The 26782-nt window shown below is 56.4% G+C and carries 20 protein-coding genes; 7 read left to right on the top strand and 13 right to left on the bottom strand.

Annotated features, from left to right (window positions below):
- Nucleotides 1-10: 10 nt before the first annotated feature.
- From mraY to Q3981_RS00255, 9 genes are all read right to left on the bottom strand, one after another.
- On the bottom strand, nt 11-1108 hold the full coding sequence (gene mraY / locus Q3981_RS00295; RefSeq protein ID WP_012731389.1) for a phospho-N-acetylmuramoyl-pentapeptide-transferase: 1098 nt from the start codon (nt 1106-1108) through the stop codon (nt 11-13).
- A complete protein-coding gene (gene murF, locus Q3981_RS00290) occupies nt 1108-2625 on the bottom strand; it encodes a UDP-N-acetylmuramoyl-tripeptide--D-alanyl-D-alanine ligase (protein ID WP_303122739.1) in 1518 nt (505 codons plus the stop codon). The genes mraY and murF overlap by 1 nt, the downstream gene beginning before the upstream one ends.
- 52 nt (nt 2626-2677) lie before the next feature.
- The gene (locus Q3981_RS00285) at nt 2678-4258 is read right to left on the bottom strand and encodes a UDP-N-acetylmuramoyl-L-alanyl-D-glutamate--2,6-diaminopimelate ligase (protein ID WP_303122737.1); all 1581 of its coding nucleotides are present in this window, start codon (nt 4256-4258) and stop codon (nt 2678-2680) included.
- 76 nt (nt 4259-4334) lie between these two features.
- A complete protein-coding gene (locus Q3981_RS00280) occupies nt 4335-6257 on the bottom strand; it encodes a penicillin-binding protein 2 (protein ID WP_303122735.1) in 1923 nt (640 codons plus the stop codon).
- A 211-nt stretch (nt 6258-6468) separates the two neighbouring features.
- A complete protein-coding gene (locus Q3981_RS00275; protein WP_303122733.1) occupies nt 6469-7368 on the bottom strand; it encodes a hypothetical protein in 900 nt (299 codons plus the stop codon).
- A complete protein-coding gene (gene rsmH / locus Q3981_RS00270; protein ID WP_303122731.1) occupies nt 7365-8537 on the bottom strand; it encodes a 16S rRNA (cytosine(1402)-N(4))-methyltransferase RsmH in 1173 nt (390 codons plus the stop codon). The genes Q3981_RS00275 and rsmH overlap by 4 nt, the downstream gene beginning before the upstream one ends.
- A gap of 201 nt (nt 8538-8738) precedes the next feature.
- Nucleotides 8739-9170: a division/cell wall cluster transcriptional repressor MraZ gene (gene mraZ / locus Q3981_RS00265; protein WP_303122729.1), complete on the bottom strand. Its 432-nt coding sequence runs from the start codon at nt 9168-9170 to the stop codon at nt 8739-8741.
- Nucleotides 9171-9866: 696 nt separating this feature from the next.
- On the bottom strand, nt 9867-10259 hold the full coding sequence (locus Q3981_RS00260; protein ID WP_303122728.1) for a DUF3040 domain-containing protein: 393 nt from the start codon (nt 10257-10259) through the stop codon (nt 9867-9869).
- A 206-nt stretch (nt 10260-10465) separates the two neighbouring features.
- Nucleotides 10466-10858: an SAV_6107 family HEPN domain-containing protein gene (locus Q3981_RS00255; protein WP_303122727.1), complete on the bottom strand. Its 393-nt coding sequence runs from the start codon at nt 10856-10858 to the stop codon at nt 10466-10468.
- A 250-nt stretch (nt 10859-11108) separates the two neighbouring features.
- On the opposite strand from Q3981_RS00255, the gene Q3981_RS00250 reads away from it, so the two are divergent.
- The gene (locus tag Q3981_RS00250) at nt 11109-11720 is read left to right on the top strand and encodes an N-acetyltransferase (protein ID WP_303122726.1); all 612 of its coding nucleotides are present in this window, start codon (nt 11109-11111) and stop codon (nt 11718-11720) included.
- A 16-nt stretch (nt 11721-11736) separates the two neighbouring features.
- On the opposite strand, the gene Q3981_RS00245 is transcribed toward Q3981_RS00250, so the two are convergent.
- Nucleotides 11737-12756 carry a methylenetetrahydrofolate reductase gene (locus Q3981_RS00245; RefSeq protein WP_303122725.1) on the bottom strand — a complete coding sequence of 340 codons (1020 nt, stop codon included), beginning with the start codon at nt 12754-12756 and terminating at the stop codon, nt 11737-11739.
- A gap of 235 nt (nt 12757-12991) precedes the next feature.
- On the opposite strand from Q3981_RS00245, the gene Q3981_RS00240 reads away from it, so the two are divergent.
- From Q3981_RS00240 to Q3981_RS00230, 3 genes are read left to right on the top strand one after another with little or no spacing between them, the layout of a single operon-like run.
- On the top strand, nt 12992-14077 hold the full coding sequence (locus Q3981_RS00240) for a polyprenyl synthetase family protein (RefSeq protein WP_303122723.1): 1086 nt from the start codon (nt 12992-12994) through the stop codon (nt 14075-14077).
- Nucleotides 14074-15798: a phytoene desaturase family protein gene (crtI, locus tag Q3981_RS00235; protein WP_303122721.1), complete on the top strand. Its 1725-nt coding sequence runs from the start codon at nt 14074-14076 to the stop codon at nt 15796-15798. Before Q3981_RS00240 ends, crtI begins: the two co-directional genes overlap by 4 nt.
- The gene (locus tag Q3981_RS00230) at nt 15795-17318 is read left to right on the top strand and encodes an alpha-(1->6)-mannopyranosyltransferase A (RefSeq protein WP_303122719.1); all 1524 of its coding nucleotides are present in this window, start codon (nt 15795-15797) and stop codon (nt 17316-17318) included. The genes crtI and Q3981_RS00230 overlap by 4 nt, the downstream gene beginning before the upstream one ends.
- Here the strand turns inward: Q3981_RS00230 and Q3981_RS00225 are convergent.
- Nucleotides 17274-17675, bottom strand: a complete 402-nt coding sequence (locus tag Q3981_RS00225; RefSeq protein WP_303122717.1) for an Rv2175c family DNA-binding protein — start codon at nt 17673-17675, stop codon at nt 17274-17276. The genes Q3981_RS00230 and Q3981_RS00225 overlap by 45 nt on opposite strands.
- An 88-nt stretch (nt 17676-17763) precedes the next feature.
- Between Q3981_RS00225 and Q3981_RS00220 the strand changes: the two genes are divergently transcribed.
- Nucleotides 17764-19926 (top strand): Stk1 family PASTA domain-containing Ser/Thr kinase, encoded by a 2163-nt coding sequence (locus tag Q3981_RS00220; RefSeq protein ID WP_303122715.1) that lies wholly within the window; start codon nt 17764-17766, stop codon nt 19924-19926.
- Nucleotides 19927-20047: 121 nt separating this feature from the next.
- Nucleotides 20048-23158 carry a glycosyltransferase family 87 protein gene (locus tag Q3981_RS00215; RefSeq protein WP_303122713.1) on the top strand — a complete coding sequence of 1037 codons (3111 nt, stop codon included), beginning with the start codon at nt 20048-20050 and terminating at the stop codon, nt 23156-23158.
- Nucleotides 23159-23219: 61 nt separating this feature from the next.
- On the opposite strand, the gene Q3981_RS00210 is transcribed toward Q3981_RS00215, so the two are convergent.
- A complete protein-coding gene (locus tag Q3981_RS00210; RefSeq protein WP_012731373.1) occupies nt 23220-24647 on the bottom strand; it encodes a class II 3-deoxy-7-phosphoheptulonate synthase in 1428 nt (475 codons plus the stop codon).
- 90 nt (nt 24648-24737) lie between these two features.
- Nucleotides 24738-25241, bottom strand: coding sequence for a polyadenylate-specific 3'-exoribonuclease AS (locus Q3981_RS00205; protein ID WP_303122712.1), 504 nt, complete (start codon nt 25239-25241; stop codon nt 24738-24740).
- A 161-nt stretch (nt 25242-25402) separates the two neighbouring features.
- On the opposite strand from Q3981_RS00205, the gene Q3981_RS00200 reads away from it, so the two are divergent.
- A complete protein-coding gene (locus Q3981_RS00200; protein WP_303122710.1) occupies nt 25403-26782 on the top strand; it encodes a glycosyltransferase 87 family protein in 1380 nt (459 codons plus the stop codon).

Genomic DNA, 26782 nt, shown 5'->3' with positions numbered 1-26782 from the left:
TCGGGTTTGATTAGGTCCACCCTAACCAGTCAGCGTAAAACATACTCACCCCAGCGACGGCGAACATCGCCGTGAGCAGCCAGAAGCGGACGACCACGGTCGTTTCCGCCCATCCTCCGTTTTCGAAGTGGTGATGGATGGGGGCCATGCGGAATGGCCGTTTACCTGTTGACCGGAAACTGACAACTTGAATAACAACAGAGATCGTTTCTGCAACGAACAAAGCACCGATAACGATCATCAACAATTCGGTCCGTGAGGTCACAGACAAGCCGGCAACGAGTCCGCCCAGAGCCAGCGATCCGGTGTCACCCATGAAGATTTTCGCCGGGGCCGCATTCCACCACAGGAAACCAAGGCACGCGCCCAATCCGCACGCTGCCAAAATGGAGAGATCAAGGGGATCTCGCACCTGGTAGCACGCGACCGACGCATTAGAGGCACACGAGTTACGGAATTGCCAGAAGGTCATGATGGAATACGCGGCCATCACGATCGCAGTTGTTCCTGCAGCGAGGCCGTCTAGGCCGTCGGTGAGGTTCACAGCATTCGACCAGGCAGTGACCAAGATGTAGATGAACAGCAGGAATATGAGGGTCCCAATGATGCCGCCGCCAATTGCGATATCAAAGGTATCGATGTCACGCACGAAGGATAGCTTCGTCGAGGCGGGCTTCAGGCCGTGTTCATTGAGGAACAAGAGGCACAGCACACCGAAACCGATGGCGAGAACGGCCTGGCCCAGCAGCTTTCCTTTTTTGTTCAAACCAAGGTTCCGCGCCTTCGCCAATTTGATGTAGTCATCAAGGAAACCAAGGAACCCCATCCCCACTGTCAGGCCGAGAACTAACAGGCCTGACGCTGTGGGTTTGTAACTCGACGGGGTAAACACAGAGGCGAGGTGCGCAAGAAAATACCCACCGACGATGGCGACGATGATGGCGATACCACCCATCGTGGGAGTTCCGCGCTTGCGCAAATGCGATCGCGGGCCTTCCTCACGGATTTCCTGCCCCAGGCCTTCGTCGGAAAAACGACGAATCAAAATCGGGGTAAAAAGTATTGCAATAATAAAAGAAACGGCGCCGCCGATGATGATATGAACCATTACTCTCCGTTCCCTTCATCCTGACCGGACAAAAGCCCTTCCGCGACTCTCCACAGTCCATCTGAGTATGAAGCCTTGATAAGGACAACATCGTCCGGACGGACTGACGACCACACATTATCGACAGCTGCATCGACGTCGTCCACGTGGGTGACATCAACGCCCGACTCCTTAGCTCCGTGCGCTAAAGCCCGCTGGTTAACACCATTGCCGACGACAACGACGTGGTCGATGTGGTGTCGGCCCAGTTCTTCACCGATCGAGTAGTGCTCGTCGGTGGCGGAGGCTCCCAATTCACCCATTTGACCTAAGACTGCCCAGGATTGAGCATTCTCCCGAGCTTGAACAGTGGACGCCAATGCGGCAATTCCTGCCCGCATTGAGTCAGGGTTCGCGTTGTACGAATCGTTGATGATGGTTACTCCGTCACGCCGGTTGCGCACATCCATCCGATTGGCGCTCGCCGCGGTGTGGTGCGACAGCGCAGTGGCGATCTCCTCCACGGACATCCCGACGGCAAATCCCACCGCCGCGGCTGCGAGAGCATTCGCAACTTGGTGCTGCCCATACACCTGCAGCTGCACGGGGGCGGACTCCCCCGTCGGCATGGTCAAGGTAAAGGATGCACGGGCGGAGCTATCGAGAACGACATCAGTGGCGATGACAGCGTCGTGGTCATCGGCCGGGTTATCAGTGGCTTCGCCAGACTTCACCGAAAAAGTGATCACACGGGCCGAGGTCCGTGGTGCCATGCCCGATACCAAACGATCATCGGCGTTGAGGATCGCAACGCCACCGTCGTCAGCCGACGGCAAGGCTTCGACGAGTTCACCTTTGGCTTGGGCAATGGCCTCGCGGGATCCAAATTCGCCTAAATGAGCCGTACCAACGTTAAGAACTGCACCAATCGTCGGAGGCGCAATCCGCGCCAAGTGAGCGATGTGGCCGATTCCGCGGGCACTCATTTCGGCAACTAAGAATCGCGTCGATTCGGTGCATCGCAAGGCGGTGTAGGGGTGCCCAATTTCGTTATTAAAGGACCCGGGTGGTGCCACCGTCTCCCCTTGCGTCCGAAGGATCGTCGCAATCATGTCCTTCGTCGATGTTTTCCCGGCGGAACCCGTCACACCGATCACACGTAGGCCATGGTGAGCGACTAATTCGGTGACCGTGTGGTGGGCAAGCTTGCTGAGGGCAGCCAATGCCGCTTCGCCTTCCCCATCGCGGTCATATTCCAGTGCAGTGGCATTGGTTTCCACGTGCTCTACGCGAGGAATGATGACGGCAGGTACACCCATATCACGTGATAGCAGGGCGAGAGTAGCGCCGTCTTTAATGGCTTGGGCGGCGAAATCGTGGCCATTGACCCGGGCACCCGGCAATGCCAGAAATACTGAACCAGGAGCAATCTTCCGCGAATCGAATTCGACGGGCCCCGGTACTACCGCGTCGGGGTCAATATTGACAAGATATCCGCCGGTAATATCCGCGAGACGCCCCGCCGTCATGGGAATCATGGTTGGCTACCTCTTTCACTACGCCCGTACATGTGATGGCACATAACTACTTTTATTTCTCCACCGAGCTATTGAGTTTATCTTCGATGCTTCGGCGCGTTTCGACCCGATCGTCAAATGGATGAGTTGTATCACCAATCAGCTGGCCAGTTTCATGACCTTTACCTGCGACGATAACTGCGTCACCCGGCTGGGCCCACTGGATTGCTGCACGGATCGCTTCTCTGCGATCACCGATCTCACGAATAGTAGGCCGATGCTCCGAACCCTTTGTTTTTACTTTATTGCGAGATTCGTCCGCACGGTCAACATCTACATGGTCAGCAACTTCCTGCGCCCCTGCCACCACTTGTTGGCGTATCGAGGCTGGATCTTCACTACGCGGATTATCATCGGTGACAATAACTAGATCGCTACGTAGCGCTGCTTCACGTCCCATGATGGGGCGTTTCGAATGATCCCGATCACCGCCGGCACCGACGACAATGGCAATCCGGCCGCGCACATGTGCACGAAGGGTATCCAAGACGGCAGCGATCGCCCCCGGTTTATGGGCGTAATCCACGACGGCCATAAAATCCTGGCCACAATCAATACGTTCTAATCGGCCGGGCACAGTCACCGTCGAGAGCCCCTCAATGGCGTCCTCGGCTTTCATCTCGGTCTTCACGAGGAGCCCCATCGCCAGCATCGCATTAGCGACGTTGAAACGGCCGGGCATCGGTATATGCAGCGTCATCTCGTTCGCGCCGAAGCCGTACAGCTCGGCCGTCTGCACACCGTTATCCATGACGGAGGATGGTCCAGCCCACACATCCGGCTGAAGCGATGCGTCATGTTCCGACGCAGCTTCCGTCGACACCGTGAACGGATGTGGCAGCATCTTCGCTAATCTCTGCCCCCATGCATCATCAATGCATACGACGGAGGTCTCCGCATGCAGGGGCGAATCTTCCTTGAAAAGCCGCGCTTTCGTCTGGAAGTAATCCTCCATCGTGGGGTGGAAATCCAGGTGATCCTGGGACAAATTAGTAAATCCCGCTACGGAGAAATGAGTTCCCAAGACGCGGCCCAACGCAATCGCGTGACTGGAAACCTCCATGACCACGTGCGTCACGCCTCGCTTTTTCATCATGGCGAAAAGTGCTTGAAGGTTAGGAGCTTCTGGGGTGGTGAGAGTCGAAGGAACCTTCTCCCCATTAATCCTGGTACCCGTGGTACCGATCAGCCCGGTTGAAATGCCGTGATGAAGGAGAGCAGCTTCGACCATATAACTCGTGGTGGTTTTCCCTGCTGTCCCGGTGATACCGATCACCGTCAAGTCGCGAGAAGGATGATCATAAACAGCCGACGACACCTCTCCGAGCACGGCGCGAACATCATCAACGACGATAATCGGCAGGTCCTCACGCGTGACCTTTTCTACCCCATCGTGATCAGTCAAGACCGCTGCTGCCGATGAGGAGTCCGCAAATTGTGCGCCATGGACATGAAGTCCAGGCACCCCGGCAAAGAGCCCACCTTCTGGCAAAGCCTGAGCATTAAGCCCAATATCCGTGACGACGAGGTCCGGGTCATCAGCCCGAATGAGGCGGCCACCCGATATTTCCGCAAGTTCTTGCAGCGTTGCCATGACAATCTCCTTGATCACGATCTAGACGGCGAAGGATAACGCGATAAACGATGTTTCCGACAGTAGAAATCTTGAGCTACCCTGCCTGCAACAAGAGGGTGTCACCTGGTTCTTTCGACGGCGGGATGTTGTAGCGGTTAAGCGCCCACGACGCGATGTCGTGGAACAGCGGCGCTGCCGACTGACCACCTTCACCATGAACGCCGCGAGCCGGGTTATTCAGCATGATGGCAACGACGAAGCGTGGGTCGTCGGCCGGGGCAATCCCGGCGAATGTGATCCAGTACTTCGAATTGGAATATGCTCCGGTGTCCGGGTCAACCTGTTGGGCTGTGCCGGTCTTACCTGCAATTTGATATCCGTCAATAGCCGCGCCGGGGCCTGTACCTTGCTGGTTTCCGCTGTCCTTCTGGACAACCCCGCGGAACATGTTGCGAACCGTTCGTGCCGTCTGGGCACTCACCACCCGCGTTTCACTGGGAGCGTCGGTGGACACTTCTTTTCCATCGGGGTCTTTAATGCTCTTCACGATTCGGGGTTCGATACGCACTCCGTCGTTAGCGATGGTTTGATAGATGCTCGCCATTTGAAGGAGGGATGTTGAAAAGCCCTGGCCGATGGGAAGGTTCGCAAATGTACCAGCCGCCCACTGGGAGCGCGGAGGCAGAAATCCGCTGGTCTCGTTGGGCAGTTCGACTCCCGTTGCCTGTCCGATCCCGAATTTATTCAGGTAATTATTAAATGAATCCGGTCCGACTCGCTGAGCGAGCATCAAGGTTCCGACGTTGGACGACTTACTGAAAATACCTGTCGTGGTGTACGGAGTGACGCCGTGGTCCCACGCATCCTTGACAGTAACGCCGGAGTCATTAATTGATCCCGGCACCTGCAGAACTTCGTCTGGCGTGGTTTTCTTGTCCTCAATCGATGCAGCGGCGGTAATAACCTTGCCGACCGATCCCGGTTCAAACGGGTTGCTTATCGTCCGATCCCCAAACTGCTTGCCTTCTTTGAGCTGCTTTTCGATGTCGCCGTTCGGGTCAATCGTTCCTGTCGTCGCCATGGACAATATGTGGCCTGACTTGGCGTCGAGCACCACCGCACTAGCGTCCTCTGCACCGGAATTGGCCTTCGCCTGTTCCAGACTCTGCTGCACGAAAGTCTGCATGTCGTTGTCTAAGGTCAGCTGGTAGCTATCGCCATCAATCGCTGGGTGTTCGTCCCGACGAGAACCAGGGATTGCCATCCCTTGTGCGGCTATGTCGACGGTGTAGCTTCCGTTCGTCCCCTGGAGGTCAGAGTCTTGTGAGAGCTCCAGGCCGAACTGCCCTGATCCATCCTGGCTTATCTTGCCGAGAACATTTTCGCCGATAGCGCCATTCGGGTACTGGCGGACGTCTTGCCGCTCCGCAGTGATCTCTGGATACTTCTTAACGATTTGTTCCGCTTTATCCGGATCGACGTTTCGCACCAGAACGGAATAATCATCATCGGAAGTTAACTTCTTTTCAATATCCTCCGACTTCACATCATCCGCTTTGTCGTCGTCACCAATCATCCGAGGGAGATCGTCAGCAATATCCTTCATCCGCTGGTCAGGATCTGGATAACTATCGGGGTTAATCTCATGCCGCTTCTCCATGAAGCCGCGCAATTTGTTCGGATGCACGGACAGCAGTGACGATTCCATGGTGTAGGCAAGATCCTCACCATTGGTGTCGGTGATAGTCCCTCGTCGGGCCGGTTCGGCGATTTTTACCCGACGCTGTTCCTGGGCCTGCGACGACAAGTTCGGTCCAATGATCAGCTGGACCCATACAAGACGCAAAATAAGGACGATCAATAACGCGATGATGATCGCCCGGAGAAGATTGAGGCGCCGCATGGCTGCCTTGGCGCCTGTTATCAACGATGTCCCCGCCATGCTGTTACGTAGCGGTGCATCAGGAGAGCTCCCTGTTCTGGGATTCCGGGGCCGACGAGATGAACTGTTACTCATGGATTCTCCGGTCCCCCTTCTCATGCCTCATTTACCTGATCACCACATATCTTCTACAGATTACTGCCGCCACCTCAAGGTGGGCGATGTTCCGCACTCGCATCCGGAACCCTCGCAAAATAGTACACAAGCAACCTGACACATCCGGTTCACCTCACACCACCCAGCCTGACCTGCGACGATCCACAGATCGGATTATGCCCGGACAGTCCTAGGGAGTGGGCACGGCAGCATCGCCCGCCGGTGCAGCTTCCGGCGCAGGGTTAGCGTCGTTCGCCTGGTCTGCAGGTAATGGGGCTTCGCGGTCAAGTCCTTCACCCTGACTAGCAGCCTGGTTATCGCCCTGCGCCGCTACTGCCCCAGCCGTATTGTCCTGGTACGGAGCCAATTGCGCTGGTCGGTTGTTGTCACGGCCGGACGAGGAAGAAGACGTAGCAGACCGTGACGTATTCTTCGTTTTCTCGGGATCCGACGAGGCCTTCGCCTTGGGATCCGCACCGCTATTAATGTCGTGAATCTCGTGAGTCTTTGAAGGATCGGCGGCCCTATTCTCAACCACGGAACCGTCGGGATTAACGGTCATAATTCCCGGCTGATCAGGAACAACCATGCCGTCCTCCGATGCCTTCTTGGCGACTTCCGAGTCCGAGCTTGCGTTCTTGACGTCGCGATGCAGCCCTTCCAACTCGTTATCCAGAGTTGTCTTCTGGTCTTTCGCTTTCTGAATGGCGAACGACTGCTGCGTCGTCACTCCGGAAAGGTACATCGTGACGCCCACGCCGACGCCGATGAACAAGATACATACGACGATGAACTGGATCGTGGTCCTCTTGACTCGTCGTTCTTCGGAGACGACGCGCCGGCCTCGGACGGAAATGACCTGACGAGAGCCCATTCTCTTCGCGGCGCTCGTGCTCTTTTTTCGCGCTACGGATGTACTCGAGGAGCGGAGGTTGTTGCCTTCCCGACGCGACCGAACCGGCGTTTCTGCTCGTCGGTCACGTGAGTTGGTCCGCGTCAACGTCGCCGTAGAGGCACGCCCCGCGGTGTTGACGTCATGGTCGTGGCTTGCCCGTCGAGCTGTTGTTCCAGCTCCTGTCAAGGTAGTCATTGTTCTCCTTCGACGTCTTCGCGGTGTGAAATGCTCTGTTGTGCGGAAGAGACCAGGTGTTCTCTTCCCGTTCGGTGGGCCTCGTGCCGGGATTCTGATCGAGCTGAATATGTGGTGGATGATCCCGAAGCCCTTGCCGGAGTGCTGCCCGGCGGCGGACTCGAGTGCGAGTAGCCCGTTCTCTCTACGGCACGGACGCGGACCGAATGTGCGCGCGGATTCTTATTATTCTCCTGCTCATCGGCCTTTTCCGAACCCCGCGTCACCAAGTGAAAATCGGGGGCGCTGTTGGGCAAATCGATAGGAAGTCCCGGAGGGGTCTTCGATTCGGTCAGCTCCGCCAGTTCCCTCTTCACAATTTTGTCTTCAAGGCTTTGGTAGCTCATGAACACTGCCCGGCCACCAAGGTGGAGGTAGGAGCAGACTTTCGGAATGACCCGACGCAAAGCATCCAGCTCAGCATTGACCTCAACGCGCAAAGCTTGAAAGGTCCTCTTCGCTGGATGGCCCCCATGACGGCGGGCCGACGCCGGAATTGTCGCGTAGATAATGTCCACTAACCGCTGCGACGTGGTCCAGGGTTCTTTCTCACGCTCACGAACAATGGCGCGAGCAAGAGGCCCGGCAAAGCGTTCATCGCCATATGTTTTTAAAATGCGAGCGAGCTCACCGTGGCTATACGTATTAAGGACATCGGCAGCCGTTTCGCCCGCCGATGTATCCATCCGCATGTCCAGCGGACCGTCGTCGCGGTAGGTAAAACCCCGGTCCACCTGATCTAGCTGCATCGACGACACACCGAGATCAAAGAAACCGGCACTGAGACCGTGCGCGTGGAAGGCGTCGACAACTGGATGATCTGCATCGTCTAATGCCTCATCAAAGTTGTCGAAACGGGCATGTACTGGGTAGAACCGGTCCTGAAATCGAGACAGCCGCTCAGTGGTTCGAGACAGTTCCTTGTTATCGCGGTCGACTCCGATGACCATTGCCGACGGGAAACGCTCCAGGAAGGATTCGGTGTGTCCGCCAGCTCCGAGGGTGCCGTCGAGAATGACGGATGGTGCCGAGTTCTCTGATGATTCTGTGACCGTGGGAGCTATCAGCTCAACCATGCGTTCCAGCATGACGGGAACGTGACCATGCGTACCAGTGTGGCGGTCGGCCATTGTCCCCTCTTTCATCGTCGCGGTCAGAATATTGGGCGGTCGTGGTGATGGAGAGGAATGTAAACAGGGCCCTACCCGCTCAGTGCCTGGTGTTGGGGAAGTACATCAGGATCCAAACGGGCAGAGGCCTGCACACATTCCTTACACTCGCTGTAGATCATTGCGACGGTCGACCATGTGGGTGATGAACTCAAGGAGTCCTTAGAGGAAATCCATGAAGGCAGCGTCGTCACCGTTGGCGTAGCTTTCTTCATGTTCGGCTTGGTACTGATTCCACGACTCCGCATTCCAGATTTCGACGAAGTCAACAGAACCAATCACGACGCATTCTTTGCTTAACCCTGCGTAGCGACGATGATCAGGCGAAATGGTGATTCGCCCTTGACCATCAACAGATTGTTCATCCGCGCTGGCCGCTAAGTTACGCACAAATGCGCGAGCCTCCGGGTTCGTTCGAGATGCAGCAGCAGCTTTACGAGCGCGTTCGAGGAACACGTTGCGCGGGTAGATGGCTAATGAATGGTCTTGGCCTTTCGTCACCATCAAGCCGTCTGCTAACTCATCGCGAAACTTGGCCGGAAGAGTCAAGCGTCCTTTGTCGTCCATCTTGGGGGTGAAAGTACCGAAGAACATGACCTTCGGACTCCTTCCCTCAACATCGACGATCCACATCCAGTCGATTGCCGTGTCGTTATCAGCGCCGGCCGCCAACAACGACAGTCATCTACAGAAATAGTGCGACGAACTTACCTTGTCCGCCATTGGCACCCACTTTAACCCACTCTGCCCCACAACGCACCATTGGCACGACGCTTTCAGCAAATCTTTAGCTTTTTTTCATTATGGCAACACGACACAATCACAGGCCACACTTGTGATACGACGCCATTTTACCCCGTTGACGTGCAGAAACACCTGATAAATTGGTATAACAGCCGACGCTAGGAACGTCGATCAAACCTCTTCGCCTGGTGTCGCCATTCAACCCCGACGAGAGCATACCCGCGCCGACTGCGCATAATGTGCAGCCGAAAAACACACCTGAGTCGTGCCACTTCCAGCACATAAGTCCATTCATTCCCCATCAGCCAAAGAAATAACGGCATTTTCCGCGAAAAGCTGAGAATCAGCGAGCCGGAGTGGGGCAAAGTGGGGGATTTTTGAGAATTGGCCTGAGACATAAGAAAAAGCCCTGGTAGTGAGCTTGTCAACTCATCACCAGGGCTGCAGTGTCTTGTTAGATAGTTTTACGTTGTATGGGAAGCCTTTCACCGAACCTTCGACCCCCATACGCAAAACTCAATTTACATATGAGAATCACGGTGGGGTTTAGCGCTCGAAACGTCGACGGAAATTCTCTTCCATACCACCCGGCCGGCTACTCAAAGACGACTTACGAGCTTTCCGCTGCTTCTTCGCCGCTTTGTCGGAACGATCCCCCACTGTGAGTTTCGACGAACGGTCACCACGTAATCCGATCACGCCGGCGGCGAACATCACCAAGAACCCGGCAACCGACATCACGACAAACCACAGGCTCGCTTGTGATAGAGCTATTCCGCCTACAAGTAACACGAGGCCAAGGATCAGCAGAGCAACGACTTTGACGAAGGCGCCACCACGCTGGATTGACCCGACGTTTTTACCAAAGTCTGGGTCTTCCTGATACAGAGCATTCTCGATTTCGTCGAGGACACGCTGCTCTTGCTCTGAGAGGGCCACAACTCCTCCATTTTCCATGAAAGTACCGTTTTCTACCTGGCATAACGCAACAGGTCCCAAAACAGTTCCGTTTATAACCTCATTGTAACCACCATGTACCCCCATTTCTCCACCCCGGTGCACGAAACAATAAATGCCGTCATCCTCAACCCCCGGAAGGCGCTCCCACACCCCTTTTGAGTCAACTTTGTTAAGGCCTCCAGGTTCTAAGCTGCAGTCGGTATCCATGCATACCGATCATTCACAGCAGCACGGAAATCCAACACGAGCTGCTCAAAATGCTCGACATAAGCAACCGTCAGGGAGGGGGATAATCCCAACCGGACTCGTTCCTTTATGGGTGAATACTTCCGAAAGACATCTGCCCACGGGGCCAGCTGTCCGCCATAACGTTCAAGCAGAGTCCACGCATCGCCCTTGGGCTTCCTTTTACGGCTCGCGATAGCATCTTCGATAACAGCTCCGGCGAGTCGGAGCGCTGCGTAATAAGAGTCCAGCAAGCGTCGTTCCAATTCATCCTGGCTGACGTCGTCAGTCTTGTTAGCCAGTAATGCATCCGCTTTCCTGAGAAAACTTACCGTTGCCGCGTTCATCATCATCCACTCCTTGGAGCCGTCGTCTCTACACTTTCGAGCAAGCACTCCGATTACCGAACAGCGCCACTACCCAGCGATGTCTTTCCCGAGCGCCTATTTCCTTGTTGACACTTGACACACTACGAAGGGGTGCGGACATAAGAGTCGAACAAAAGTAGAAAATTCGAACGTACATTCGAAATTAACAGCAGGTGATTCCCCACTTCTCCCGGTTAACTCCCCCGCCCCGCTTCGCGCGTGGTTTCATTAAAGAATGCCCATCACTTTCACGACGTTGACCGCAGCGCAATTTCGTCGACGAGTCCCCGAAATGGTCTCTATTTATATCCGTGCGATGGGCTACAGCTCCACTATCTCGGGCGCGCGACAATCGGCATGGAACACACACTCACGATATCTGGGCTTCCACTCCGTCGCAGCTATCGAGCATCCTGCAGGGGACGAACCAAACCCTAAAGATCCCACACAGCCCATCCGCGGTTTCATCTACGGCTATCGAGGCGGCAACGGGCAATGGTGGAATACACAGGTCAAAGCAGCTCTCATGGTCGCCGGAGTTCCACCATCACTACGCATCCAGCTCCTGGACAATTACACGGAACTCACCGAAATTCACGTGGACCCGTCGTGGCAAGGTAACAATATTGGCCGACGCTTGCTGACTATCTTCGCGGACAGTCTCACGAGCCAGCGGCTGCTTCTTTCCACCCCCGAAGTCACCAGTGAGAACAACCGCGCATTCCACCTCTACCGACGACTAGGATTCACCGACGTCGTTCGGAATATGCACTTCCCCGGCGATCCGCGTCCGTTTGCAATCCTTGGCAGCCGGCTGCCCCTTGGGGGCAGCTCGTCACTGATTTAATGACGCACTGTAGAGGTCATCGAACCGCATCGTGACCGTGATCAGTCCCCCACGCCGGAGCCATTCCTAAATTGTGCAGCACTTCCTGCGTCGCGCGCGCAAAGTTCAACGTCATAAAGTGCAGGTCAGGCGCACCTTCACTGATCAGACGCTCCGCCATGGCCGTCGTATGAGCAATCCCGATCTTCCGAATTTCCTGGCGGACGCGCGGATTAGAGGGATCACCAGTGGCAGTAGCTTTTTCCAGACGTTCCTCGAGATCTGCCGGAACACGGCACCCCGCCAATTCACGCTGCCTGCGAAGAGACTTCAACGAGGTGATGGGCATGAGCCCGGGAATCACGGGTTTGGCTCCATGGACCGGGTCTGCCGCAGCAAGTCGATCACGAAGACGCAGGTAATACTCCACATCGAAGAACATTTGAGTAATGGAATAGCTCGCGCCGGCCCGGAGTTTCGCGATCGTGTAGGCGGTATCCGAATCCAGATCGGTGGCACGATAGTGCTTATCGGGAAACGACGCGATGCCAATCTCAAATTGTCGCTGTGTATCGCACTCTTGAATGAGCTTGATCAGGTCGATGGCATGCTCCAAACCACCCGGCGTAGAGACCCATTCACCCGTGGGATCTCCTGGCGGGTCTCCGCGCAGCGCCAAAATATTCGTTAGCCCACATTCCTGGTAGCTTGCGATAATCTCTTTCAGCTCATCCACCGTGTGCTGTACCAACGTCAAGTGAACCAGCGTCGTCAAGGGAGTATGTGCCAGCTCCTGGCCGATCCGAATAGTACGACTACGGCTCGAACCGCCTGCTCCATAGGTCACCGACACAAAGCTCGCACCAAGATCGTGGAATGTCGCCGCGGCATCATTGAGACGACGTTCCGCAGCGTCATCACGCGGGGGCATAAATTCCACGGAAAACGGCACAGGGCCCGGCGTCGGCAAGGAAATAGCCTGGGAAACCGGGACTTGTTGATAAATAGGCCGAGGTGGACGATTCGTGGGCGTATGCGCCGAGTTGGGCGAGGACATAAATAGGTATCTTAGAAAAAGAAAGGTGCGACAACCAGTAAAACTGTCAGCTAATGGCGCGAAAAATACGTCGGTGTTGAGTCCACGGTGTTGGTCATGGTGATCAACCGGGTTAGCTCGACGTGTCCCTGGTGCCGTGTAGTTTTACCTTTATGCTCCTCAACTGCCCATACCCCAAACGTGAATCGTGAGTGAGTTCGCTATCGTGACTGATCAAATAGGTGCTACACCATCTATGCCGCGTTCTGTTGACGACGTACCCCGCTGTGTCGTCGCGCACCTTAATGAGTTCTTCATGGAGCGCCAGTCAGCCATGAAAGCCATTTCCCCCGTGGCAGACGAAGCAATGACAGCCCTCACCGATTTCACGATCAACGGTGGTAAACGGATCCGCCCAACATTTGCATGGTTGGGGTGGATGGGTTCCTTGCAGTTGACGTTCTCGGACGCAGCAGACCATCCGGATGCCGACGCCGTCATGCATGCGGTGTCCTCGTTGGAGCTCTTGCAGTCCTGCGCTCTGATTCATGACGACATTATTGATTCATCGGCAACACGGCGCGGAATGCCCACCGTTCATGAGCACTTCAAGCAGTCCCATTCAGCCCAAGCATGGCATGGCCGAGGAGAAAACTACGGGAATGCGGTCGCGATTCTCATCGGCGATTTGGCCTTGAGCTGGGCAGATGACATGTTCATGGAGGCTGCATTACCTCCAGCCCAGCGCGATCGTGCGTGGCAGCCCTGGCAAGACATGCGCACGGAAGTGGTTTGTGGCCAAATCATGGATGTCACTGCTGAGGCTCAGGGGGACGGTTCGTTGCGCACAGCAGAGAGGGTCAACCGATATAAGACGGCGGCATACACCGTGGAGCGCCCGCTCCATATTGGGGCCGCTCTGGCGGGAGCACCGGAGGATACGGTGACAGCGCTGCGCACTTTTGGACGTGACATCGGTGTGGCGTTCCAGTTACGCGATGACCAGCTGGGTGTTTTCGGCGACCCTGAGGTCACTGGGAAGCCTTCCGGAGATGACCTGCGCGAAGGAAAGCGCACCACCTTACTGGCTCTCACGCTGGACAATGTCTCGGAGTCGGATCGCAAGACAGTGCAATCTAGTTTGGGCCAACCCCTGAGTGAGCAGGACGTTGATCATCTACGCGCGATTATTAAAAAGTCCGGCGCCTATGACCGCGTTGAAAAGCAGATCGATAGCTTAGTGACGTCCGCGGTCCACGCGCTCGCCGACGCGCGCTTATCTGACGACGCACACCGCGCATTGAGGTCGATGGCTATTTCCTCGACGGAGCGCCGTCGATGAGCACATCTTTTCTTTCTCATTACTTATCGACGCCCCGGCGCGCGGTATCAGGCCGAACAGACCGTGTTGTTGTGGTGGGGGCTGGCCTGTCTGGCCTGGCTGCGGCGGTGTTGTTGGCCGGTTCCGGGCGTTCAGTGACGGTGGTGGAGAGAGCGGACCACGTGGGCGGACGCGCCGCGACCGAGACGGTCTCTACTTCCCTGGGAGATGTCCGTACCGACACGGGCGCGACGGTGGTGACGATGCCGTGGCTCGTCGATGAGATTCTGGCATCAGTGGGGCTATCGACGAGTGACCTCGCGCCTGATTTCTCATATCAGCGTTTGTCTCCGGCGTATCATGCATTGTTTTCATCGGACCGGCATCTGGACATCTTCGCTGAGGGAGCGGGTGAGGAGGCTATTACCTGGGACGATAGACGACTAGACGATGAGATCCGTCGGTTCGCCCGGGAGAAGTTTGACGACGCATCCCACCGCAGCGGCAACGCGAACCGCGATGAGTTCGTCGAATCCCGCGTTACGGGTGTGCGGGGTTATCGCCTGTGGGCGCAGTCAATGTTCGACGCGTGCTTTTCGAACCTGATGAACGCCGATTTCGATTCTGTGTGGGACCTTGTTCGCACCCGCGAATCGGCGCTGAGCTTGGCGCGGGTGGCACGTCGTGGTGGCTTCGGCTCCTTGGGCCGGGCAGCAGAGCGCTATATCTCTGATGATGAGCTTCGGAAGGTTTTTTCGTTCCAGGCTCTGTACGCGGGGGTTCCGCCCAAGAAGGCCCGCGCTGTGTACGCAACGATTTCCCATATGGATACCGGGATGGGAGTCTTCTATCCCACGCGCGGACCACACGGTTCCGGGGTCGGCGCCCTGTGCGACATCCTCGCAGCGGCACTCAAGCAGTCCGGCGGTCAGCTCATGCTCAACACACGGGTCACCTCATTGAGCCACCCCTCTCACGAAGCCGGACCCTCCACAACTCATCCCGACAGAATTCATGCGGTCGAGACAACTCAAGGAACGTTGCCTGCCGACGTCGTTATTACGACATGCGACATCCCGGAGCTCAATGCTATCTCGGGCCGACAGGGCCGTCGGACGATGAGGTGGTCTCCCTCCGCATTCGTGATGCACGGCGCCATCCCTCGTGAGGTCGCACGCCACTGGCCTGGTGGGCACCACACCATCTCGTTCGGGAAGGAGTGGGATCGTACATTTTCAGAGATCACGGCTCCTCACGGTCGTGGCCGCTTGATGTCCGATCCGTCGCTCTTGGTTACTCGTCCTGCCTGTTCAGCGCCGGAATTAGTATCGACGTCGACGACGTCGCCTCATGTTCCCATTGAACCGGTCAGTATTTTGGCACCGTGTCCCAATACCGAATCAGCCCACATCAACTGGTCGTCATTGGCCGCTTCCTACCAAGAGGATCTCCTATCCGTCCTGGAGAACCGCGGGTTCGAGGGCATCCGCGAGTCATTCGCCGTCGGGAAAGTGGATACACCCGATACCTGGTCTGCACTCGGGTTAGGCGCGGGAACTCCCTTTGCCCCCGCCCATCTTTTCCGGCAGACGGGACCATTCCGGTTCCGCAATTTCCCCGTGCGTTCGTTCTCTAACCTGATTCACGCTGGTTCAAGTACGACACCTGGCGTTGGAGTGCCCACTGTTATCCTTTCAGGAGCGCTTGCAGCTGCTCGGATAACGCGAGGTGATCATCCATGAGCACCCCTTCACGCACGAACCCACTGCGTCGACCACTGTGGTTGGGGACGGTCGCGTCGATACTTCTGATGGTGTCATCGTGGAGTTCCGGGGCCCAGCGCACCCGCGGGGGAATCGTCCGGATGCTCAATCTGGACTGGATCATGTATGGGCATGTCAAGAACATTGGCTTCATCTTGTCCTGGGTAGCGTTGGGGCTACTGCTGTACTGCTGGTGCCTGTGGGGCCGGATTGTCTATCACGACAACACCCCCATCCGTGAATCAGTAAAGACGCTGGTGGGCTGGATAGTTCCTCTTATCTTCGCTTCCCCGATGTACTCGCGCGATGTCTATTCGTACCTGGTTCAGGGGGCAATGGTTCGGGATGGGTTTGATCCCTATAAAGATGGAGCCGCCGTCAATCCCGGCCCGATGCTGCTGGAAGTCAGCCCGGATTGGAGAAACACCACTACCCCCTATGGGCCACTTCATTTATGGATCGGCGACGGAATCACAACCCTGGTCGGATCGAATATCACCATCGGCGTTTTTCTCTACAAATTCATCTCTGTCGCAGGATATGCCGCCATTGCATGGGCGGTGATATCGATTGCTCGGCATATCGGTGGGAATCCCGCGGTGGCCCTTTGGCTCGGTGTGGCCAATCCAGTTGTCTTCCTCCATCTCGTGGGAGGCATGCACAATGAATCGGTCATGGTTGCCTTTTCCTGCCTCGGGCTGGTTCTGGCTTTACGACGCCACCCACTGTGGGGCGCGCTGTTCATCGGCATCGGTTTTTCCCTGAAGGCGACGGCCCTCGTAACCCTCCCCTTCCTCATCTGGATTGCGATGCGGCAACGAGGAATTGCCCCCTCCACATGGTCACTCCACGACCCCCGGCGGACGTTGGCGTCGCTGAAAAAAGCCATCCCCGCATTCGTGTTCTACGGAATCACGACTGTGCTGATCGTCTGCACGGTATTGACCGCCATCACCTATGCGTCGGGAAGCTCGTGGGGCTGGGTGTCTCAGCTCAGCGGAAATACGAAGGTCATCAACCTCCTAGCGCTCCCCAGCTTCCTAGCCCAGTTCACGGCCGCTTTCGCAGCCTCATTCTTCCCCGGCGCGACATTCAACTCGGTGCTGTCGATCTACCGGAGTATCTCGATGATCATCATGGTTGTACTCCTGGTCGTGGTCTGGTGGCGATTCCGACAGACTCCGCGCCGGGCCATTGAGGGCGCAGCATGGGCATACTTAATTACGTGCATCTTTAATGCCGTTACGCTGCCGTGGTATTACGCTGCTGGCGTCGTTCTTGTCGGTACGTTCCGGCCATCACCACGGGTTACACACTTCACTGTTATTGCGTCGCTGATTGTGGCGGGATCCTTCACCGGCTCTGGCAACAATTGGCTGTACCGATGGTCGTGGATGTGGATCGTGATAACGGTCGCCTTCGTTCTTTATTTCGCCGTTTTCCGAGGGGACGAATCAAAATCCCATCGCTTGGGCACGGCGCATGACCTCGCGAGCTAGGTGACCATGGAGTGCGTCGATAGGGCGTCCGGGCAGGGTGTCGTCGTCGGTAAACAGGTAGTTCAGTATCTCGTCATTGGAGTATCCGCCGTCGGACATGAGGGCGATGAGACCGGGGACGTGCTTATTGATGGTCACGCGCTCACCGGGCTCGGGGTGGCCCTCGTCGTTAAGCCCGTTCAAGAAGCGTGCTGGGATTTGCCGCTGGTGATCGCGGTCAATCGCGATAAGCTGGCCTTTATTAATAAGATCCCGAACCCGGCTGACGGGCTGGTGGAGATAGTCCGCAACCTCTGCGATCGGGAGGACGATTTCGCTGGCGGATAGGACATCGGGAGTTCTTGAGTTACTCTTCACGGTTTATACCGTAGCTGACAATCCCTAGTAATTTGGTGAGTGGAAAGCATCGGGCCGACACAACGGGCTAAGAGAGGACAACGACCACGTGCCTACATTGAGCCATGGAGATCTGGTTGACCGCCGTTATCGCGTGCAATCACTTATCGCTCGTGGCGGGATGGCCGCGATTTATCGGGGCGTTGATGAACGTCTCGATCGACCAGTGGCGCTCAAAATTCTTGATGATCGTTTTGCTCACAATGATCAGTTCCGCACCCGGTTCGAGCGAGAAGCGCGGGCTGCGGCACGGTTGTCCCATCCATCGCTCGTTAATGTGTTTGACCAGGGTGATGATGGCACGAGTGTGTTCCTCGCCATGGAGTTGGTCGACGGTGGGACGTTGCGTGAACTCTTGCGTGAGCGTGGCCCGATGCCCCCTCATGCGGCGACAGCCGTCATGGAACCGGTCTTGACTGCCCTCGGGTTAGCACATTCTGCTGGGCTAATTCACCGGGATGTGAAGCCCGAAAATATCCTGATTAGCGACGATCACCAGGTGAAGCTTGCCGATTTTGGGCTGGTTCGAGCGACGGCTGAATCCTCCTTGACGACGACGTCCGTGATGATGGGGACTGTGGCCTACTTGTCCCCGGAACAAGTGCGGGGCGGAAGCGTCGATGGGCGAAGCGATGTCTATTCGGCGGGTATTGTCCTGTACGAACTTCTGACGGGGACGACGCCTTTCCATGGCGATACGTCGCTGGCCACGGCCTATATGCGGCTTGATCACCCTGTGCCTCCTGCCTCTGAGGCCATTGATGGTGTTCCGGCGGAGTTTGACCAGCTGATATCCCGGGCCACCGCTCTAGACCCTGATGATCGTTTTGCTGATGGATCGGAGTTTCGCACGGCGGTTATGCAGGTTGCTGACGAACTCCGGCTACCTTTGTCCTCGTTCCGTGTTCCGGTTCCGATCGATTCTGCGTCGCATCGATCTCGGGACGCGGCCCGGGAGGCTGAATCGGGGCAGACACCCGATGGTGGGGATAGCGTCGCACGGCAGGATATCCCTCAGAGCGCCCCTAACGACGAGGGGAAAACGGCCGTCGTCGGAAATGTAGGAAATGCCGCTCCGCCGAAAAATACGGTTGACCACGATAGTTATGCGGGCACCGATGGCTCGACGGCGGTGTTGTTTCCGGATTACGATCCCCACCGGTCAACGGGTGATATGGCCTCCACGCGGATTGATTTCCCAGAACGGCAACCGGCGGAACCGGAACCTGCGCATGTGGCGTCATCGTCGGGAGGAAGTGCGACGGCTCCGGGGTCGACTGCTAGTCACCGCACGTCCGTCGCGAATGACAAACCCCAGGTGGGAAATCACTCACGCCTCGGTTGCGCTTTATGGACCATTGTCGCGCTCATCCTCGTCGGCGCGGTCAGTCTCGGAGCGTGGTGGTTGGGTTCCGGCCGGTACGGGGAGATTCCGTCGGTGACTGGCTCTGATGTTTCAACCGCCCATCACGACATCACCGAGGCGGGTTTTGAGGTCACTGAAAAGACGGAATATTCCAACACTGTTCCCTCGAAGACGGTTGCGGCGTCGTCACCTCAGGCCGGCAAGCGAGTAACAAAGGGAACGACGGTGACATTGACCGTCTCTGCGGGTCGTCCGACGGTTCCAGAGATTCCAGCAGACCGGTCAGTGGAGGCCTACACGCGAAGCCTCTCTGAGCGGACCTTGTCCACGAAGACAACGAAGTCGGATTATTCTTCCGACGTCCCGGAGGGGCAACTTCTTTCCGTCTCCCCTGCTCCGGGGAGCACGGTCGGTGTGCGTTCCTCAGTCACGCTCACTGTCAGTAAAGGCCCTAAGCCTGTTTCCATCCCCGATGTTGCAGGAAAATCCGAAGATGATGCGCGGCATGAACTAGAGAAGGCCGGCCTTCATGTCGGTGACGTGTCGACGGACGACTCGGCAACCGACCTCCGCCAGCGGGGCAAGGTAACTCGCACCGATCCTGGTGAAGGAACGGAAGTCAACGAGGGCTCGACGGTCAACCTCTTTGTTGCCCCGGATGTTGCGGTTCCACAGTTGATCGGTTCGACGGTCAAGGAAGCTCGTGCGAAGGCAGAGAAAGCTGGGTTGAAGATCGACGCTGGCGATGCGAAGAGCAACGACCGTGTTCTGGTCCAAAATCCCCTGCCCGGTTTTTCTGCTGAGCGTGACTCGGTGATCACTATCAAAACTGTGAAGACTCTCTAGTCAGATGAGCTCGAGCTTGTCCCTGTTCTCGAGTACTATATCCACGTCCTTGTGATCATTTTCAGCGCAGCACAACGCGTGCCTGCGCGTTATAGCTTCTTGTCATGAAAAGGGCTTTCGTGTGTCCCACCATTTAGACTCCGCTTCGACGTCGGCTCGTTCTGGGTTTTCCGCGTCTTCCGAAAAAGACCACCCATCACAGTCGACGCAGACAGACCCTGCTGAGGCCGCCGCGCCGACTTCGCCGTTAAGTGACGTAGATACTGACGACGGTGCTTCATCGGAGACAGTGGCAGCCAACGGCAGTACGAGAGTTACAGCAGCAACGGAGTCTGGCGAGACTTCGCGTCGGAAATGGGACCGGAAAGCTCTCATCATCGCTGGAGCCCTGACTGCTGCATTTGTGATAACACGGGCCGTGATGTGGTGGCTCGACCATCACATTGGTGACTACTGGATGATCGACACCCCGGTGGATTATTACTTCAAAGGCCTCGACGACCCAGGTTCCGGGGCCATGCAGGAGTACCCCGTACCGGTCATGTGGATGGTCGCCGTCTTGAAGTGGCTGACCATGATCTTCTCCTCCGCCGACAAGATCACCGTGTCCATCTGGATGTTATTAGTCGTTGACGTCGGGTTTTTTGCATGGCTTACTGCCCGTCAGCGCTGGTGGGGCGCAGGATTCTGGGTTCTCTTCGGGTTGTTCTTCGGGCCCCTACTGTGGACTCGCTGGGATATCGTCCCCGCTGTGCTCGTCGCCGCTACACTGGTCACACTTGTTCGGCACCCGAAGGTCTCAGGCATCCTCTTGGGGTGCGCGACCATGATCAAACTGTGGCCGGCCATCATCGGTACGGCACTCGTCGGCTGGTGGAAGAGCCGACAGACGTGGCAGCGTATCGCGTCATTCGCAGCCACCTGCGTCGTCATTGCAGCATTGTCCGTGTGGGGGCATGGTTTCCACCGCATCACGTCGGTGTTCAATTACCAAGGTGATCGCGGTCTTCAGATTGAATCCATCCCCGCAACTGGTGTGATGTGGGCTGCCCACCACGGCGAAGACGCGCTGAGCATTTCATACGCGGCATCGCAATCGTTTGAAGTGTTCGGTCCTTCGGTCTCTCGATGGGAGACATTCTCGACGATCCTGACCGTCATCATGGTCCTGGTCTGTGTCTACCTGTGCGTCTCCGCGTTAATCGGAGCGAATGGTTTCCGACGCATGTTCCCGCGCGCCGCAGACGGCGCATTGACACCGCCCCAACAACGCATGCTTGTCATCGAGAAAACCACTGACAATGGCTGGTCAGCGCGTCGATCGGCATGGTTGGCGCTGATCATCATCGGGGCTGTGCTGATCTCAAATAAGGTGATGTCCACTCAATACGTTGTGTGGTGGGCCGCTCCCCTCGCCGTGTGCCTTGATTCAGTTCATGGCAGTCCGGCGTCGGCAAGCAAACAATCAGCGTGGAGTCTGCGGATAGCTGGTGGCCTCATGCTGGTCATCGGTGGTTTGTCGCAATGGATTTATCCAGTCGCCTATAACTCGATAATCAGCAACGACGATAACCCCTCGGTCATGATTCTGGTTGTCCGTAATCTGCTCATCATCGTGGCGTTCCTCTTGCTGGTGGTTGGTTTCGCTAAAGAGCCTTCGGTCCGTCTTGTGCGTCTCCGCGATATCTCGGACATGGTTCACCGACGGTACGCGCGCGGACAGTGGCGGAACATCACCATCGAACGCACGCCTATGTCCAGGCGCTATCACGGGAAACATCGACTGCGTCGGCTAGTTATCACTTCCCGTAAACCCAACCAGGTTGAATCGGACGACGAGGCAGCACTCGTTGAGTCCGACGACTCGGCACAGAGTGCTCATGAGAATGTGAGCGCAGATACGTCGACGGCTGTCGCAACCGGTGCCGATATAAGTGCAGATACGGCCGCCGCTACAGATACGACGCAGCACGTGGACGAAGAAGAATCTGATACGCCGCTGGTCGACGACGGAGTCGCTGCCGACGAAGAGGCCACGGACGAAGAGGCCGCGGCCGACGACGAAGGAGAATCGCAGGAGTCATCGCGACCGCGTGCGTGGCAGGGTGTTGGCCAGCGTATTCTCAATTCGGAGCTCACCGGTGTGTGCCTGATTGCGGTGGGGGTCTATGCGTTAGTACAGACCATTGTGGGTATCGCCCTGGCATACAATGCAAAGCTCTTTAATTCGTCTTTCTCGGACCAGATTCAATCATGGGATGCGCAATGGTTCACGCGAATTGCTGAATTCGGTTACCGCGGTGGCGAAGCGATTGACGGGAATCCGCCCGAATTCCGCACAGTTGCTTTTCTTCCCGGAACACCGTGGTTGCTACGAGCCACCCATGCCATAACCGGATTGGATTGGGCCGCAGCTGGCTTGCTGATGAACGCCATCATCGGCGCCATTGCCACATGTCTACTCGCCGCTATCATCCGCAAATTCACCAGCTCACTACTTGCGGTCGTGCTCGCTGTGGCGGTCTTCGCTGGGTTCCCGATGTCAGTGACGTACATGATGGCGTACTCGGAGGCACTCTTCGCGCTCTGCACGTTCCTGTTCATCCTCGGCTACTTGAACAAGGACTTCCCTCTCGCTGCGACAGGTGTGTTCATGGCCTGCCTTGTCAGAATGACCGGGTATGACCTTGCCATTGCATTCGCAATCGGGGTTTTGCTGCATCATCGTCGCAATGTGCGCGCATGGATTTGTGTTGCCGTCGCTCCCCTCGGCGGAGCCATTTATATGCTGTGGGCAGACCATCTTGCGCGGGACGCCGGCGGATACTTTGCCGTTCAAAAAGACGGCTGGGGGACACAATTCGATTTCGGGAAGACCACCCTTCACGATCTGCCGAGACAGATTTTCGCCCTCGAGGGTGTTGTCCCACTGTGGGGTTCGCTAGCCATCCTGGGCACCCTCACCCTCATCATTGTGGGTATTATCAGGCGTTTCCCCTTCATGATGTGGCTCTGCGGCACAGGGGTGGGCCTCAACGTGATTCTGTCGTCGGGGTACTTCCACTCGCGACCCCGCCTACTGCTCATGGCGGGCGTGCTACTGGCTATTTGCATGATCGTGACGACGGTTCGACGATGGCCAATCCTGACCACGGCCTACACCATCGTCATCGTCTGGGTCGGAGTATGGCTGTCCGAATACATGCTGACTCAGTGGGCCTACGCCATTTAGTCGTAAGTACGTAGACCAAAAACGGTGGGGCGGCCGTATGCACCACCCCACCGAACAAGCCTTAATTACGCAACATCTCTGCAACCAGGAACGCTAGCTCCAACGATTGCTGCGTGTTCAACCGTGGATCACATGCCGAAGCATAGCGGCCAGGCAAGTCCACATCAGTGAGGTCTTGCGCGCCACCCACACACTCGGTGACATCCTCACCGGTGAGCTCAATGTGGATACCACCGGGATGCGAACCGATCGCCCGGTGGACCTCGAAGAACCCTTGAACTTCGTCGATAACACGGTCGAAATCGCGGGTCTTGTACCCGTTTGAACTCGTGAACGTATTGCCGTGCATGGGGTCACACTGCCAAATCACTTTATGGCCAGTGGCCTCCACGGCCTCAACGATCGGCGGCAGCACCGTCCGGATCTGGTCGTAACCCATCCGGGACACCAAGGTAAGACGCCCTGGACGGCCCTTGTATCCCTTCACATGGCCCGGCGCGTCGTCCGCAACATCGGGATCGAGCTTCTCCACATAAGCGACCGCCTCTTCAGGAGTCGTCGAGGGCCCAATCTTGAGTCCCACTGGGTTGGAGATCAAGGCAGCGAGGTTGACGTGGAAATCGTCGATACCCCGTGTGCGCTCACCAATCCATACTTCATGTGCTGAGAGGTCGTAAAGGGCTGTTTCTCCAGCTGGATCCTGGCCCAGGCGCAACATGGCACGCTCATAATCGACGACGAGGGCTTCGTGGGAACAGTAGATATCGGCCGTGTGCAAATTCGAGTCCGAGACCTTACATGCCTCCATGAAGCGCAGGCCGTGATCAATTTCTGATGCCAGGGCTTCATAGCGCGCGCCCGCCGGGGAGGTCTGCACGAATTCACGGTTCCATTCGTGGAGTTTGTGCAAATCTGCCGTCCCGGATGCTGTCAATGACCGAACAAGGTTCATTGCGGCGGCGGCATTCGCGTAGGCGCGGACCATCCGAGCGGGGTCGTGACGACGCGCCTCTTCGGTGGCTTCGACGCCGTTGACTAAGTCGCCTCGGTAATTCAGCAGCCCCTGGCTGTCGTAATCGGAGCTGCGGGGTTTGGCGTATTGCCCTGCGATCCTCGCCATTTTGACGACTGGCATTGACGCACCGTAGGTCAACACAACAGCCATCTGCAGCAGGGTTTTTATATTGGCGCGAATGTGCGGTTCGGTGTTGGATTCGAATGTCTCCGCGCAGTCTCCACCTTGTAATAGGAAGGCTTCGCCGAGAGCAACATGTCGCATCTGCTCTTGAAGTTTGCGGATTTCCGCAACCACGACGATCGGGGGTACGGACTCCAAAATCTTCCGCACATTGGAGGCGTCGCGCTCATTCCAGGTGGGTTGCTGGAAGGCGGGGCGGGAGATTACATCTTGGAATCGTTCTTCTAAACCGCCAGGTAGAGGCGGTAAATCAGGGAGGTCATTAACCGGTAAATCTATTGTCCAGCTCACAGGGGCAAAGTCTAGCGTAGCTTTGCGTTATGTACTGAAAAGCCAGTGAGTTACCCCAGAATGGTGACGACTCTCCCTTGATGCCTGCCCCTACTTCAATTCCATTCCCGTTTTTTCTTTAAACACTCGTGCGCACACTTTGAACTTGGCGACGTTGTGCCGCGCATCGGCTAAGGCATCATGTGCGTTTTCCGGCACCGGAGGTAGAGCCGGCCTGCCGACGAAGACCCACGCGTGCTTCATCTCTCGGGTAAACCTGGGGATATTCCTCGGCAGATCCTGCATAATGCCCCACAGCTGAACCAAACAGATGTGGTCATACGCCCCCACCCACGCCCACAAGCGAACGTGGTCGTCGTCGCCAAAGAACTCTTCTAAATCGCGCCGGATGGTCAATCTGTTTTTCCATAGTGGCGACGACGGGTTCGGGAGATGCGGCAACACGTGCTTCTTCACCCACGGATTGGCGCGGGAGAGATCGGCGTCGGTAGATGCTGCGTAATATTCGCGGCCGTCGCTGGCAACAATGCCAATAGAGACGAGATCTATGGTCTGACCATCTTCAATAAATTCGGTGTCATAAAAATAATCCATATGACAAGGTTAGTACGTCATGGATAACGTGTTCAGGTTGTTCTTTGTCTGAACGACGGTGGCCATCGTCGGCAACGAACATCAATATTGGCGAAGACCAACCGGGGGTGCCGATCAGTAAGGTTCCGCGACGAAAGGGATGCCAGGTAGACTGTGAGGCCATGCGTGTCCGCAGTAGTTGTGAACGAATCGTACGTTTTTTATCTGAGACATGGGTGGGCCGGCTCGTGGTCACCGCGGTTCTCGGCGTCGTTCTGTACTACCACCTCTTCGACATGTTTGATACCGGAGAGTTTCGCTATCACATCGACCTCGATGTATATCGGTCGGGAGGACAGGCTTTTGTCCGCGGTTTTGGTCTTTATGACCGCGATTACCCTGTACAAGGCATTAATCTCCCCTTCACCTACCCTCCCCTGGCGGCCATCCTCTTCAGCACGCTGACATGGTTTTCGCTCACCACCGACACCCTATTAATGATTTTCGCGACGGCAGCGATGACCTGGTGGTGCGGTGCGGTTCTGATTAACCACTTCACGCAACCTGCGGGCACATCCGGTGCCGACGGTAAATCGGCTCAACCGACCACGACCAACTCTTTTAGCCGAGCCGGGTGGCTGTCCTACATGATCCTTCCGTTAGTTCTCCTCGGCGAACCATTCACGCACACATTAAGTTTTGGTCAGATCAACGTTTTCCTTATGGCCCTCGTGCTGCTGGATACCGCCGTGAAGCGCACTCGCTGGCCTCGAGGCATATTTATCGGATTAGCAGCCGCCATCAAATTAACTCCCGCTGTTTTTGGCCTCTTCTTCCTCGTCAAAAGAGATTGGAAATCAGCCATCACCTGCGCCGTCTCTGGGGTGGCGTGGACCGCGATCGGCTGGGCAATTCTCCCCCACGATTCAAAAGATTATTGGACCGTCGAAATTCACAATCCTGATCGGATCGGGGGGTTGGCCTATGCCGGTAACCAGTCTCTGCGAGGAATGATCGCCCGCTTTACCAATGACGACGCTCTCCAGTCTCGGTGGTGGATTGTCCTTAGTGTGTTGACATTTGGGCTCATTCTCACTGCCATGCTGCGCCTGATACGTACGGCGTCGAAGCTTCAATCCGATCCTGCTGATCCCGGCGCGGACAATCGGCTTTCCGTCACCGGCCCCCGCTATGACGGTCAGAGTTTCATCATCGCATTAGTGGCTGCCACCAGCCTTGTTGCGCTCTTGCTCTCCCCTGTCTCGTGGTCGCACCACTGGGTTTGGTTCTTACCATTCGTCATTGTGACCATGAATGCGGCTTGGAATTCGCGGCACATTATTCCTCGATGGCAGAACAATGTGCTGTGGGGTGTTGCGGTAGTGGGCTTGATGATCTCCACGGTCACGCCATTCCATTGGTTCTTCCCCAACTCGGAAAACCAGGAGCTTCAGTGGTCTTTGATTCAAAAGATTGTCGGAAGCGACTATGTTCTGTGGGGTTTCCTTTTCCTGATTGCGATGGCCTTATTCCCACGAGCTTTTACCACTGAGAAAAGCTAG

This window comes from Corynebacterium sp. (genome assembly GCF_030530965.1).
Lineage (GTDB): Bacteria > Actinomycetota > Actinomycetes > Mycobacteriales > Mycobacteriaceae > Corynebacterium.
This window is presented reverse-complemented; position numbering and strand designations above follow the sequence as displayed.